The sequence below is a fragment of the Sphaerospermopsis sp. FACHB-1194 genome (genome assembly GCF_014696235.1).
GTDB lineage: Bacteria > Cyanobacteriota > Cyanobacteriia > Cyanobacteriales > Nostocaceae > Sphaerospermopsis > Sphaerospermopsis kisseleviana.
Map to the genome: position 1 here is coordinate 53,984 of NZ_JACJPU010000020.1, position 14,188 is coordinate 68,171.

Genomic DNA, 14,188 nt, shown 5'->3' on the forward strand with positions numbered 1-14,188 from the left:
GATCAGAATCAGTATTTAAGAATGTACAGGATATCTTCTTTGCGCCTTTGCGTCTTTGCGTGAGGAAATAGATAAATTTTGTCAGAATCAGGATTACCAGGATTTGAGGATTTTCAGGATGTTAAAGGCAGAGCCTTAAATAATTCATTCCCATACAGAGTATGGGAACGAGAGATAATAAGAGATACAGAGTATGGGAACGAGAAAAGAAAACTACTTAACAGCAGCTAATTCTTTCTTAAAGAAAGCTTGCAAAATATTATCTGCAATTTGCTGACTGGTTAAACCTAAACTAGCCTTAGATTCATCTGGTGTGGCATGATCTACCAAAATATCAGGAACACCAATTCTTTTAACTGGTACAACCACATCCGCATCAAGTAAAGCTTCCGCTACCGCAGAACCAAAACCACCCATTAAACAACCTTCTTCCAAAGTGACAACTCGGCCAATTTGTTTTGCCAAAGGTACAATTAAATCTGTATCCAAAGGTTTCACAAATCGGGCATTAATGACAGTGGCTTCAATACCGTGTTCGCTGAGAATTTCTGCTGCTTGCATACCTGGGTAGACCATTGTACCATAGCCGACAATTAACACATCATCGCCTTGGCGGAGAATTTCCCCTTTACCAATTTCCAACGCTTCCCAGCCTTCTTCCATCAAGGGAACACCGTAACCATTACCACGGGGGAAACGCATAGCGATCGGTCCATCGGTATATTCAATACCTGTGACTGTCATCCGTTGTAGTTCTGCTTCGTCCTTGGGTGCCATTAACACCATGTTGGGAATACAACGCAGATAAGCTATATCATACATCCCTTGGTGAGTTGGACCGTCAGCACCTACAATACCTGCCCGATCTAAACAGAAAAATACAGGCAGGTTTTGAATGCAGACATCATGGATAATTTGATCGTAGGCACGTTGTAAGAAGGTAGAATAAATGGCAGCTACCGGACGCATACCTTCACAAGCTAAACCCGCAGCTAAGGTAACGGCGTGTTGTTCAGCAATACCCACATCAATATATTGGTTAGGTAATTTAGCTTGTAATTTATCTAAACCTGTACCTGTAGCCATAGCAGCAGTAATACCGACTATCTTCGGGTTTTGTTCTGCTAATTTCACCAAAGTGTGAGAAAAGACTTTTGCGTAAGCAGGTGGTTTAGGTTTACTAGAAGGAATAGCTTTACCAGTGGTCAAATTAAAGGGGTTTTGGGCATGATAGCCTACTTGGTCTTTTTCTGCCATTTCATAGCCTTTACCCTTGACGGTGGCTACGTGAACCAGCACTGGACCGGTCATTTGATGTGCTTGTTGGAAGGTGGCGATCAGTTCTTCTAAATTATGGCCATCCACTGGACCCATGTAGGTAAAACCTAGTTCTTCAAAAACTGCGCCAACTTTGGAAACAGCTAACCGTTTCATCCCTTCGGTAATGCGTTCTAGTTCATCACCAACAAAGGGTATATTTTTAAATTGTTCCTCAATGTTATCAGTGAGAAATTGCATCGGGGGACTGAGGCGCATTTTATTTAAGTAGCGGGGAATAGCGCCGACGTTGGGAGAAATGGACATCTCGTTATCATTGAGAACTACCAACAAGTTAGTTTTAGGGAGGTGGCCTGCGTGGTTAATAGCTTCTAATGCCATACCGCCGGTTAAAGCACCATCACCGATCACCGCTACTGTTTTAAATTTTTCCCCTTTTAAGTCACGGGCTAAGGCCATACCCAAAGCGGCGGAAATACTTGTAGAAGCGTGTCCTGCGCCAAAGTGATCAAATTGGTTTTCACAACGTTTGAGATATCCCGCTACTCCGTCTTTTTGTCTGAGGGTGTGGAAGTCGTGGTAGCGTCCGGTAATTAGTTTATGGGGATAAGCTTGGTGTCCTACATCCCAAATTACTTTATCCCGATCTAAGTCCAATGTTTGATATAGTCCCAAGGTTAATTCTACAACTCCTAAACCTGGTCCCAAATGTCCCCCACTTGCGGCTACGGTTTGTAAGTGTTTATCTCTAATTTGTTTGGCTATTTGCTGTAACTGCCGAATAGACAAACCGTGCAACTGGTTAGGATGGGTAATTTCACTCAGGTGCATATTATAAGGTTTTCCTCTCTAACTCTACTTTTTGGCATTAATTGATTTTCCCACTTCCGGGACTATAAAAATCTCACTGTCACCAGTTTTATCAATATAACGTTGACTGGTGATTGGTGACTGGTGATTGGTGACTGGGAAAATACAAATAATTTCTCCCCATCACCCCATCACCCCATCTCTCCGTTAAAATTTCAGTGTAGTGGGAACTATGGGTGTTTCTGCCTGTTTTTGCTGACGTTGCAAATATCTACTTAACAAGTAGGCCATGTCACCGCGAGTCATGGGGCTTAATGGGTTAATATTCCCGTTAGGGTCTGTGTTGATGAAACCTTCTGCTATGACTGTGGCGATCGCCTTTCTTGCCCATGTCGGTATAGAATTTTGATCAGGGTATTTTGATAAAATCTGGTTCACTGTTGCATTTGGAAACTGAAACACTCCGTAAGCTTGGGCAAAAATTGCTAAACCTTCTGCCCTAGTGACTCTTTGGTTTGGAAAAAACATATTTCCCCGATATCCTTTCATAATATCGGTTTTCAGCACTGTTTGAATATCTTGATATGCCCAATGATATTTCGGAACATCTGGTACATTTATGGTTTTTTCTTGTTTAGCTGCTTGGCGTTTATCTAAATAAAATGCTTTGACTAAAATTGCTGCTAATTCTGCCCTACTGATTAATTTTTCTGGATAAAATTTTCCATCGGGTAAGTTATCCATTAATTTTGATTCTACAACTTTTTGGATATAATCTAAATCGCTCTTGTCTGTATTTTCAACAAGATTTTCAATATTATTTTCAATAGAAGGCTTTGGTGTGTTGACTTCCTGGGCAATGACTGGAAATATAGACAGGAAGGTTAATAAGTTCAATGTCCCCAAGGTCAAAATTGCTAATTTCTTCATATCCCAGATTATTGTAATTGTTTATTTTCAGCTTCGTTCTTGGATATTGACGGTTACTGTTTTTTAATGTTTCTGATTTTCCGATAAATCTATAATTAATGTAATTGTAGATTATATATTATTTAACCAATCACCAATCACCAATCACCAATCACCAATTTTGTAGTATATTCGGCTATGAGAGTATTTTTCATGTTGTGAAATTTTCAGGAGTTGAGAATGTCCGTATCAGCAGATCCCGTAAAGTTAATGAAGCAAGAAGTTGGTAAAGCAGCAGCGAACCTAGTAAAATCAGGTTCTATTGTTGGGTTGGGTACGGGTTCAACTACAGCTTACACTATACAGTTTTTGGGCGATCGCCTCAAGTCTGGTGAACTTAAAGATATTGTCGGTATCCCTACTTCGTTTCAGTCGGAAGTGTTAGCAAAACAGTACGGTGTTCCTCTCACCACTTTAGACGCTATTGATCATATTGATATCGCTATTGATGGTGCTGATGAAGTTGACCCCCATAAAAACTTGATTAAAGGTGGTGGTGCTGCACATACCCGGGAAAAAGTGGTAGATTATCTAGCAAAAGAATTTATTGTGGTAGTTGATAGCGGTAAGTTGGTTGACCGTTTGGGTTCTGTTTTTGCGGTACCTGTGGAAGTCATTCCGATGGCTATTACTCCAGTCATTAATGCTATCAAAAAACTCGGTGGTCAGCCAGAATTACGTATGGGTGTGAAAAAAGCAGGTCCTGTAATCACTGACCAAGGTAATATGGTGGTAGATGTCAGATTTGATAGTATTGATGATCCTGTAACTTTGGAAACAACACTGAATAATATTCCTGGTGTTTTGGAAAATGGCATCTTTGTTAACTGTGTCAGTCAGGTTTTAATTGGTGAAGTTATTGATGGTCAACCTGTTGTTCGTCAAATGTAGGTAAAATAAAAAGGGTGGGTTTTTCCCACCTATGAAAAAAGCTCACGCCAAGACGCAAAGGCGCAAAGAAAGTACATGATTTTTATCTAAAATTCCGTGATGTTATACAGAAGATTTGGACGCACAAATTTACAAATGCCGGTGTTTTCCTGCGGGGGAATGCGTTATCAATTTAAATGGCAAGATGTTAAACTAGAGGAAATTCCTCAAGATAATCAGGAAAATTTAAAAGCTGTTATTCATCGCGCTTTTGATTTAGGTATTAATCATATTGAAACTGCTAGGGGTTATGGAACTTCGGAAATGCAGTTAGGGAGAATTTTACCTACATTTCCCCGTGAAAAGTTAATTGTCCAAACTAAAGTTTCTCCTGTTGCAGATGCTAAGGAATTTAGAAAAACATTTGAAAAATCTTTATCATATCTCAATTTAGACTATGTTGATTTATTAGGTTTACATGGTATTAATAATGCCGAATTTTTAGATTATAGTCTTGGTGAAGGTGGTTGTTTAGAGGTTGCTAAGGAACTACAAAAAGCAGGAAAAGTCAGATTTATCGGTTTTTCTACTCATGCACCTTTAGAAATAATTTTACAGGCAATTAATACCAATGAATTTGATTATATTAACCTCCATTGGTATTATATCAATCAATGGAATTGGTCAGCAATTGAAGCTGCTAATAAGTTAGATATGGGGGTGTTTATTATCAGTCCTTCTAATAAAGGAGGTTTGTTATATCAACCATCTGAAAAGTTGGTTAAGTTATGTTATCCATTAAGTCCAATGGTATTTAATGACTTATTTTGTTTAAGTCATCCCCAGGTAAATACATTAAGTATTGGTGCTGCAAAACCCAGTGATTTTGATGAACATTTAAAAACCTTAAAATTATTAGACAAAGCTGATGAAATTTTACCTCCAATTATCGAAAGGTTAGAAAATGCTGCTATAGAAGTTTTAGGGGAAGATTGGGTAAAATCTTGGGATCAAAATTTACCAAGTTGGGAAGAAACACCAGGACAAATTAATATTAAATATGTGTTATGGTTGTTGAATTTAGCTTTAGCTTATGACATGGTGGAATATGGAAAAATGCGTTATAATCTCTTAGGTAATGGTAATCACTGGTTTCCTGGTAATCAAGCAGATAAATTAGATGAATTAGATTTGAGAGGATGTTTAGTTAACAGTCCTCATGCTGAGAAAATACCTCAAATGTTAGCTAAAGCTAATGCAATGTTAAAGGGGAAAGATGTAAAAAGATTATCTCAAAGTTAGTTCACTTATCCCTATTCCTTTCTTACTGTCACCTGTCACCTGTCACCTGTCACCTACTCCCTATTTGTGAAAACTCTAATCATTGATAATTATGATTCTTACACCTTTAATTTATATCAATTGATTGCGGAAGTAAATGGAAAAAATCCCATTGTCATCCGTAATGATGAAGTTGACTGGGAAAATTTGACCAAGATTGATTTTGATAATGTGGTTATTTCTCCAGGACCAGGTAGACCAGAAAAAATAGAAGATTTTGGTATTTGTGGTCAGGTTTTACAGAATATTCAAGTACCTGTTTTGGGTGTGTGTTTAGGACATCAAGGTTTAGGTTATTTTTATGGTGGTAAAATTATCCATGCACCAGAAATTAAACATGGTCGTTTAAGTGAAGTTTATCATAATCATTGTCAATTATTTCAAGGTTTACCATCTTCATTTTTAGCTGTTTGTTATAATTCTTTAGTTGTTGCGGATGACATACCCGAATGTTTAGAAAAAATTGCTTGGACTCCAGAAGGTGTAGTCATGGGTTTACGTCATCGAAATTTACCTTTTTGGGGTGTACAATTTCATCCTGAATCAATTTGTACTGAATATGGAAAAGAGATTTTTAACAACTTTAGAAATATAACAGCTAATTTTTATAATTATCAAATTCCAGAAAATACAAATCATCAAAACGTACTTTTACCCAAAAAACATCAAAATCATCAACAGCAACAATATCAAGTTTATAGTAAAAAATTAGATATATATCCTGATGCAGAACAGGTATTTACACAGCTTTTTGGTGACAAGGTAAATACCTTTTGGTTAGATAGTAGTAGATATGAACCTGGTTTATCTCGGTTTTCCTTTATGGGAGATAATAGCGGTGTTCATAGTTTATTAGTTGAATATCAAACCCAAAATCAAGAAATTAAAATTACGCAAGGTGGTAAAATTACAACTTATCATGAAAGTATTTTTGATTATTTACAACGAGAAATTAAAAATAGATATTGTGTAAATGAGGAATTACCCTTTGATTTTAACTGTGGTTTTGTGGGTTATTTTGGATATGAATTAAAAGCAGAATGTGGAGGAAATTTAGTACATAATTCTGAATTACCCGATGCTATGTTTATTTTAGCAGATAGAATCATTGCTTTTGATCATCAAGAACAAGTTATTTATTTAGTCTGTTTAACCACAGATGAAGAAACTGCAAAAACATGGTTTTTAGAGACAGAATTAAAATTACAAACATTATCACCTATTCAACCAATTATTAAATCTAAACTTAAACCTCAACCACAAGAAAAGATTAAATTTAATTTACAACAGTCTGAAAAAAATTATCTTGAGGATATTCAAACATCATTAAAAGAAATTTATGAAGGTGAAACTTATCAAGTTTGTTTAACCAATAAATTATCTACAGAATTTACACCAGAACCTTTAGAATTTTATCGCACACTCAGAAAAATTAACCCTGCACCTTATTCGGCTTTTTTAAAGTTCGATAATTTCACTATAGCTTGTTCTTCACCGGAAAGATTTTTAAGTATAAATTCCCAAGGTTGGGTAGAAACAAAACCCATTAAAGGAACATTACCCAGGGGAAAAACACCCCAAGAAGATGAACTTTTAAAAGCAAGTTTACGTAACAGTGAAAAAGATCGTTCTGAGAATTTAATGATAGTTGATTTATTGCGTAATGACTTAGGGAGAGTTTGTCAAGTTGGTAGTGTTCATGTTCCCAAATTAATGGATGTAGAAACCTATAGTACAGTACATCAATTAGTAACTACAATTAGGGGTTTATTACGTCCAGAAATGGATGCTATTGACTGTATTAAAAATGCTTTTCCTGGTGGTTCAATGACAGGTGCGCCAAAAATTAGAACTATGGAAATTATAGATAAATTAGAACCAAAAGCAAGAGGTGTGTATTCTGGTGCAATTGGTTTTTTAAGTTGTCATGGTGCAGCAGATTTAAACATTGTGATTCGGACTGCAATTTTAACAGATCAACAAACTTCTATAGGTGTGGGTGGGGGAATTGTAATTTTATCAAACCCCCAAGCAGAATTAGCAGAAATGTTGTTAAAAGCGGAAGCTGTAGTTGATGCTTTAAAGATAATTTGATAATTAGCAACTACTTCTAGCGAAAAACATTAGGCAATAAATAAGTAGCTCCTGTATATAAAATATAAAAAGCGAAGCCAAAAAACAAAGTATTCAAAAAAGTAGCTACGTAGCCAATACACATCAATATTCCATCAGATTCGATGGTTGCGACTGCTAAAATTAACATTCCCACAGCAGGAATAGGATTAGTAGCAGGGGGATATGGGGACATTAATAATATTGCTAACCAGGTTAGACACATCCCATTAAACCGCCAAGTTAATTGATTTTCAGCAATTTTCTGGAGGCGTGGACGGGTGATTTTTTCTAAGATTCTGGTTACACGCTGTAAATTTCGCAACAGTGTTTGAGCAAACCAATCAGGGAATTTAAGGGAGGCAATTTTTTTAGGAAGCCAGGGTGTACGCCTTCCCAGTGCCATTTGTCCTGACATTAATAAGCAAGCTACACCTAGAGGAGTGCTTAACCCTGGTGGTGTTGGTAACAAGAAGGGTAATACCAATAATGCAATCACTAAGCTAAAACCCCGTTCTGATGTTTCTGAAATCACGTCACCCAAAGTCAGAGGTTTTTCAGCTAAATGTTGCAATAATAATTTAATATCTTGAGAAAATTTTAGGGGCATAAAATCCTATTGAATCATCAACCAATACTATAATCACATATTTATCCATTGGCAATTTTCGTAGTTTATTGGTTACGGGTGAATGGATGATGTTGATTGATATTAAATTTCAACAGCTACAGCATCACAAAGTGTATGATTATGTTCACTTACTGAGTATATAGTCATCCGGTTTGATTTCTGAATTTATCTGTGTAGGCAGGCAAGAGGCAATAGTTCGACTTCGCTCACCAACCAGGCACTCATGCAAAAGGCTTTTAGAGAATTTTGGTGTACGGAGTTTTTTTCAATAATCAAATAGGAGTCCTATATTTAATGTTATACTATAGTGATCCGATTTGATTCCTGCAATTATTTGTGTAGGCAGGCAAAAGGGTTTTAGATAATTTCGGTGTAGGAAGTTTTGTTCAATAATCAAATAGGATTCCTATATTGTTTTTACCAATTACCCATTACCCTTTTCTTTAGGAATAACCAACACTTTATCAACTCTATTTCCATCCATATCCATAACTTCAATTCTCATATTTTCCCATTCAAAATAATCCGCTGCTGCGGGAATACGCCCTAAATGAGTAATAACTAAACCGCCTAAAGTTTGAAAATTACCTCTTTCTTCTATTGCCAATTCTTCTATATCAAAAAGTTCAAAAAACTCCTCTACTGGTAACATCCCATCTACCAACCAAGAACCATCTTCTCTTTGCACTGCTTGGGGTTCTTCCTGTCCAGGTTGTGCAGGAACATCACCGACAATTTCACTCATAATATCATTGAGCGTTACTAATCCTTGAATGACTCCATATTCATCAACTACTAAAGCAATATGAGTGGCGGTTTGTTTAAATAACTCTAAAACTTTTAAACCCTTGGTACTTTCGGGGACAAATATGGGTTGACGTAATCCTATTGTTAAATCAAAAGGTTCATGGCGTAAACTCCTGGCTAATAAATCAGTCACAGGAATAACACCTAAAACATGATCAAGTCCCTCTTGACATACGGGATAACGAGAATAGGCACTTTCAGACATTTTGTGACGGTTTTCTTCTGGGGAGTCTTCCAAGTCTAACCAAACAATATCCGGGCGGGGTGTCATTAGAGAACTCACAGGGCGATCGCCTAAACGAAAAACCCTCTCTACCATATCCTGTTCCGCTTCTTCAAAAGTCCCCGCTTCTGTTCCCTGTTCTATTAAAATCTTGATTTCTTCTTCTGTAACTTGCGGTTCTTGAGAAGGTCTAACTCCTAAAATTCGCAATACTGTTTCTGTGGAAACACTTAAAAGATAAACCACAGGAGAAGCTAACGCCGCTAAAGCCCGCATGGGAAGGGCTACAGATGAGGCTATTTTTTCTGGGTTGTTTAATGCTAACCGCTTGGGTACAAGTTCACCCACAATCAATGATAAATAGGTGATGACTAAAACCACCACTCCAAAAGCAATAGGTTGGCTATAATCTGCCAAAAAAGGAACTAACTGAACATATCTCTCTAGCCTTTGGGCAATGGTAGCACCACCGAAAACACCATTGAGAATATTAATCAGTGTAATCCCTACCTGCACCAGAGATAAAAAATGATTAGGAGACTCTGCCAGTTGCAGTGCAGCTTGGGCGTTGAGGTTTCCTTGATTGGCTAGTTGCTGTAATCTGACCTTACGGGCGGAAACTATGGCCATTTCAGACATGGAAAACACGCCGTTGGCAAGAATTAGCGCCAAAATGATTAAAATTTCAATAGTGATAGATGACATTTTGTTTTGGAAGGAGTTCAAGGAGTCAGGAGTCAGGAGTCAGGAGGCAGGAGTCAGGAGTCAGGAGTCAGGAGGCAGGAGTCAGAAAGTAAAGATTTTCCCCCAGTCACCAGTCACCAATCACCAGTCCCCAATCACCAATCACCTAAAATGGTTTACATATAACTACAATCTAGATTTTCCCACTTTTCAAGACTTCTCACGCTAGTAACACTTATGGCTTTTTCTTCTATTGTGCGTGCTTTGACGCGATCGCCTCTCACCACCGAACTAAACACTAAACTCAAAAAACATCAAGAATTGCGGTTAAATGGCATTTCTCGCTTACCCAAGGGTTTAGTTACTTCCGCTTTGGCTCATCATGAGGGTAGGGATTTATGCGTGATCTGTGCCACTCTGGAAGAAGCTGGACGGGTTTATGCCCAAATGGAAGCTATGGGATGGAATACTGTACATTTTTACCCCACTTCGGAAGCTTCCCCCTATGAACCTTTTGACCCAGAAACTGAGTTAAGTTGGGGTCAAATGCAGGTTTTGGCAGATTTGATTAGTGGTCAGTCGTCTAAAAAAAACACAGCTATTATCGCTACTATCGGGGCGCTACAACCACATTTACCACCCCCAGAGGTATTTAAATCTTTTTGTCTCTCTTTACAAAAGGGGATGGAATATGATTTAGATGAGTTTAGTGAAAAAATTACCGCTTTAGGTTATGAACGGGTTTCTTTAGTAGAAACTGAAGGTCAATGGAGTAGACGAGGGGATATTGTTGATGTTTTTCCCGTATCTTCTGAGTTACCAGTCCGTTTAGAATGGTTTGGGGATGAAATTGAAAAAATTCGGGAATTTGACCCCTCTACCCAACGTTCTGCTTTAGATAAGATTAATCAAATTTCTCTTACTCCTACTAGCTTTGCGCCGATTGTTTTAGCAGCATTAAAAAATCATCCCAATTTTACAACTATTGTAGAGACGTTTCATGAAACTTCTCTACAGGAATCGGAATTACAATCATTAGAAGGAAGTAGAAGATTTTTAGGTTTAGCTTTTAATAAACCCGCTTCAATTTTAGATTATTTACCTGAAAATACCCTCATTGCTATTGATGAGGTAGAACAATGTCATGCCCATAGCGATCGCTGGGTAGAAAATGCGGATGAACAGTGGGGAATGGTGACTGGTGACTGGGGACTGGTGACTGGGGAAGAATCTTGTCGTGTTTCTAAAATTCATAAAACTTTTGATGAATGTTTGGCGGAAATTAGCAGTTTTCACAAATTCCACAAGTTATATTTATCAGAATTAGCGGAAGAAAATAGCGGTACTAATTTAGCGAGTAGACCTTTACCTGTTACACCTCATCAATTTGCTAAATTAGCTGAAACCCTCAGACAAGAAAGAGAAAGAAAATTTGCAGTTTGGTTAATTTCTGCTCAACCTTCCCGTTCTGTAGCTTTACTGCAAGAACATGATTGTCCTGCCCAGTTTATCCCTAATCCTCGTGATTATCAAGCAATTGATAAACTACAAATCAATCATACACCAGTTGCCCTGAAATATTCCGGTTTAGCAGAATTAGAAGGTTTCATTTTACCTTCTTTTCGGATTGTTATTGTTACAGATCGCGAATTTTACGGACAACATTCTTTAGCTAATTTTGGTTATGTTCGTAAACGTCGTCAAGCTAAATCTAAACAAGTTGATCCGAATAAATTAAGACCAGGTGATTTTGTTGTTCATCGTAGTCACGGCATTGGTAAATTTATCAAATTAGAAAGTTTGACAATTAATCATGAAACCCGTGATTATATAGTTGTTCAATATGCTGATGGTGTGCTGAGAGTTGCGGCGGATCAAGTTGGTTCTTTGTCTCGGTTTAGAACTAATGCTGATAACCCCCCAGCATTACATAAAATGACGGGTAAAGCTTGGGAAAATACTAAAAACAAAGTTAGAAAATCTATTAAAAAATTAGCGGTAGATTTGCTAAAATTATATGCTGCCCGTTCTCAACAACAAGGTTTCTCTTATCCCCAAGATATGCCTTGGCAAGCAGAAATGGAAGATTCTTTCCCCTATCAACCTACCACAGATCAACTCAAAGCTGTGCAAGATGTCAAGCGGGATATGGAAAGTGAAAGACCGATGGATCGCTTGGTTTGTGGTGATGTGGGTTTTGGGAAAACTGAAGTAGCAATTAGGGCAATTTTTAAAGCTGTTACTGCTGGTAAGCAAGTGGCACTTTTAGCCCCAACGACAATTTTAACTCAGCAACATTATCACACCATTAAAGAACGGTTTTCACCTTATCCTGTGAATGTCGGTTTATTAAATCGTTTCCGCAGTGCAGAAGAAAAACGCAACATTCAAAAACGTCTAGCGACTGGAGAATTAGATATTGTTGTGGGAACACATCAATTATTAGGAAAAGGTGTGCAATTTAAAGATTTAGGACTTTTAGTAATTGATGAAGAACAAAGATTTGGTGTTAATCAAAAAGAAAAAATCAAGAGTTTAAAAACACAAGTTGATGTGTTAACTTTATCAGCAACTCCTATTCCTAGAACCTTATATATGTCTTTATCTGGGATTCGGGAAATGAGTTTAATTACCACACCACCCCCAACCAGAAGACCAATTCAAACTCATTTAGCACCTTTAAATCCAGAAATTGTTAGAAGTGCAATTAGACAGGAATTAGATAGAGGTGGACAGGTTTTTTATGTCGTTCCCAGAGTCGAAGGAATAGAAGAAACAACAGCAAAATTAAGGGAAATGATCCCAGGGGGAAGATTTGCGATCGCTCACGGTCAAATGGATGAAAGTGAGTTAGAATCAACTATGCTCACTTTTAGCAACCATGAAGCTGACATCTTAGTTTGTACGACAATTATCGAATCTGGTTTAGATATTCCGCGAGTTAACACCATTTTAATTGAAGATGCACACCGTTTTGGTTTATCGCAATTATATCAATTAAGAGGACGAGTAGGACGAGCAGGAATCCAAGCTCACGCATGGTTATTTTACCCCAAACAAAGAGAATTATCCGATGCAGCTAGACAAAGATTAAGAGCAATTCAAGAATTTACTCAACTCGGTTCTGGTTATCAACTAGCAATGCGAGATATGGAAATTCGTGGTGTAGGAAACTTGCTTGGTGCTGAACAATCTGGTCAAATGGATGCTATCGGATTTGATTTGTACATGGAAATGTTAGAGGAAGCAATTCGAGAAATTAGAGGTCAAGAAATACCCCAGGTTGAAGATACCCAAATTGACCTGAATCTCACTGCATTTATTCCTTCAACCTACATTACCGATATAGATCAAAAAATGAGTGCTTACCGTGCGGTTGCAACAGCAAAATCTCAAGAAGAATTAAAAGGAATTGCCGCAGAATGGACTGATAGATATGGTGCAATTCCTGTTCCTGCAAATCAACTTTTACGGGTGATGGAATTAAAACAATTAGCGAAAGCTTTAGGTTTTAGTCGCATTAAACCAGAGAATAAACAGCATATAGTTTTAGAAACTCCAATGGAAGAACCTGCTTGGAATTTGTTAGCAGAAAAGTTAACAGACTCGATGCGAAATCGCTTTGTTTATTCTCAAGGAAAAGTAACAGCGAGGGGTTTAGGAGTATTTAAAGCTGAACAACAATTACAGACATTAATTGATGTTTTTTCTAAAATGCAAGGAGTTATTCCTGAAGTAGCTTTAGTCTAGTTTTAGTAGGTTGGGTTGACGCAAGGAAACCCAACATAATTAATATTGTTGTTGGGTTTTTTGGGTTTTTTGGGTTGCGCTATCGCTTAACCCAACCTACTATAAAATAAACATCTCAATTAATTAAATAAAATTCCCATAGAGGTGACAATGGTTGTACAACTACTCAGACACCAATTTACAGTTAAGCAATTTCACAAAATGGCTGAATCTGGTATTTTATCAGAAAATGATCGAGTGGAATTAATTCGGGGGGAAATGATTGATATGTCACCTATTGGTACAAGACACTCAGGTTGTGTTATATTTCTAACAAATTTACTAGCTTTACTATTGGGAGGACGTGCGTTAATTAATGTGCAAAATCCTGTAGAATTAGATGAAATTTCCGAACCACAACCGGATATAGCATTATTAAAACCCCGTCCTGATTTTTATAGAAATGCACACCCCCAACCAGAAGATATATTTTTAATAATAGAAGTTGCTGATACAACTGTAAAATATGATCGCCAGGTTAAAATTCCCTTGTATGCAGAAGCAAATATTCCTGAAGTTTGGTTAATAGATGTTAATCAGAAAATAATAGAAGTATATCGCCATCCTCACCAGGGAATTTATCAAGATATGCAAACTTTAGAGAAAAATCAAAGTTTATCAATTTTCGCTTTTCCTGATGTGAGTATTCATGTGAGTGAGATATTTTAAATAAG

Annotated in this window: 10 protein-coding genes; 6 read left to right on the plus strand and 4 right to left on the minus strand. The window is 37.3% G+C overall.

What is annotated here, in order from left to right; all coding sequences use genetic code 11:
- Positions 1 to 213 precede the first annotated feature (213 nt).
- On the minus strand, positions 214 to 2,109 hold the full coding sequence (dxs, locus tag H6F45_RS13380) for a 1-deoxy-D-xylulose-5-phosphate synthase (protein ID WP_137667870.1): 1,896 nt from the start codon (positions 2,107 to 2,109) through the stop codon (positions 214 to 216).
- A 186-nt stretch (positions 2,110 to 2,295) separates the two neighbouring features.
- Positions 2,296 to 3,018 carry an S-layer homology domain-containing protein gene (locus tag H6F45_RS13385; RefSeq protein WP_190347411.1) on the minus strand — a complete coding sequence of 241 codons (723 nt, stop codon included), beginning with the start codon at positions 3,016 to 3,018 and terminating at the stop codon, positions 2,296 to 2,298.
- Positions 3,019 to 3,237: 219 nt separating this feature from the next.
- Between H6F45_RS13385 and rpiA the strand changes: the two genes are divergently transcribed.
- From rpiA to pabB, 3 genes are all read left to right on the plus strand, one after another.
- Positions 3,238 to 3,948 carry a ribose-5-phosphate isomerase RpiA gene (gene rpiA, locus H6F45_RS13390; protein WP_096569597.1) on the plus strand — a complete coding sequence of 237 codons (711 nt, stop codon included), beginning with the start codon at positions 3,238 to 3,240 and terminating at the stop codon, positions 3,946 to 3,948.
- Between the two features lie 99 nt (positions 3,949 to 4,047).
- Entirely contained in the window at positions 4,048 to 5,229 is a 1,182-nt protein-coding gene (locus H6F45_RS13395) for an aldo/keto reductase (protein WP_190347428.1), read from the plus strand.
- 66 nt (positions 5,230 to 5,295) lie between these two features.
- Complete coding sequence (gene pabB / locus H6F45_RS13400; protein WP_190347412.1) at positions 5,296 to 7,362, plus strand: aminodeoxychorismate synthase component I; 2,067 nt, start codon at positions 5,296 to 5,298, stop codon at positions 7,360 to 7,362.
- A gap of 16 nt (positions 7,363 to 7,378) precedes the next feature.
- Here pabB and H6F45_RS13405 read toward each other — a convergent pair whose 3' ends face one another.
- On the minus strand, positions 7,379 to 7,990 hold the full coding sequence (locus H6F45_RS13405) for an exopolysaccharide biosynthesis protein (protein ID WP_096569605.1): 612 nt from the start codon (positions 7,988 to 7,990) through the stop codon (positions 7,379 to 7,381).
- A 445-nt stretch (positions 7,991 to 8,435) separates the two neighbouring features.
- On the minus strand, positions 8,436 to 9,746 hold the full coding sequence (locus H6F45_RS13410) for a hemolysin family protein (protein WP_096569607.1): 1,311 nt from the start codon (positions 9,744 to 9,746) through the stop codon (positions 8,436 to 8,438).
- Positions 9,747 to 9,752: 6 nt separating this feature from the next.
- On the opposite strand from H6F45_RS13410, the gene H6F45_RS13415 reads away from it, so the two are divergent.
- The 3 genes from H6F45_RS13415 to H6F45_RS13425 all read left to right on the plus strand — a co-directional run bounded on the left by H6F45_RS13415 (position 9,753) and on the right by H6F45_RS13425 (position 14,183).
- Positions 9,753 to 9,911: a hypothetical protein gene (locus H6F45_RS13415; RefSeq protein WP_162501886.1), complete on the plus strand. Its 159-nt coding sequence runs from the start codon at positions 9,753 to 9,755 to the stop codon at positions 9,909 to 9,911.
- 51 nt (positions 9,912 to 9,962) lie between these two features.
- A complete protein-coding gene (gene mfd / locus H6F45_RS13420; RefSeq protein ID WP_190347413.1) occupies positions 9,963 to 13,475 on the plus strand; it encodes a transcription-repair coupling factor in 3,513 nt (1,170 codons plus the stop codon).
- A 150-nt stretch (positions 13,476 to 13,625) separates the two neighbouring features.
- Positions 13,626 to 14,183, plus strand: a complete 558-nt coding sequence (locus tag H6F45_RS13425; protein ID WP_096569612.1) for a Uma2 family endonuclease — start codon at positions 13,626 to 13,628, stop codon at positions 14,181 to 14,183.
- Positions 14,184 to 14,188: the final 5 nt, after the last annotated feature.

Excerpts from the sequence above, each read along its gene's own strand:
- H6F45_RS13405 (WP_096569605.1), bottom strand. The coding sequence starts at position 7,990 with ATGCCCCTAAAATTTTCTCAAGATATTAAATTATTATTGCAACATTTA.
- H6F45_RS13425 (WP_096569612.1), top strand. The coding sequence starts at position 13,626 with ATGGTTGTACAACTACTCAGACACCAATTTACAGTTAAGCAATTTCAC.
- H6F45_RS13395 (WP_190347428.1), top strand. The coding sequence starts at position 4,048 with ATGTTATACAGAAGATTTGGACGCACAAATTTACAAATGCCGGTGTTT.
- dxs (WP_137667870.1), bottom strand. The coding sequence starts at position 2,109 with ATGCACCTGAGTGAAATTACCCATCCTAACCAGTTGCACGGTTTGTCT.
- H6F45_RS13385 (WP_190347411.1), bottom strand. The coding sequence starts at position 3,018 with ATGAAGAAATTAGCAATTTTGACCTTGGGGACATTGAACTTATTAACC.
- mfd (WP_190347413.1), top strand. The coding sequence starts at position 9,963 with ATGGCTTTTTCTTCTATTGTGCGTGCTTTGACGCGATCGCCTCTCACC.
- H6F45_RS13410 (WP_096569607.1), bottom strand. The coding sequence starts at position 9,746 with ATGTCATCTATCACTATTGAAATTTTAATCATTTTGGCGCTAATTCTT.
- rpiA (WP_096569597.1), top strand. The coding sequence starts at position 3,238 with ATGTCCGTATCAGCAGATCCCGTAAAGTTAATGAAGCAAGAAGTTGGT.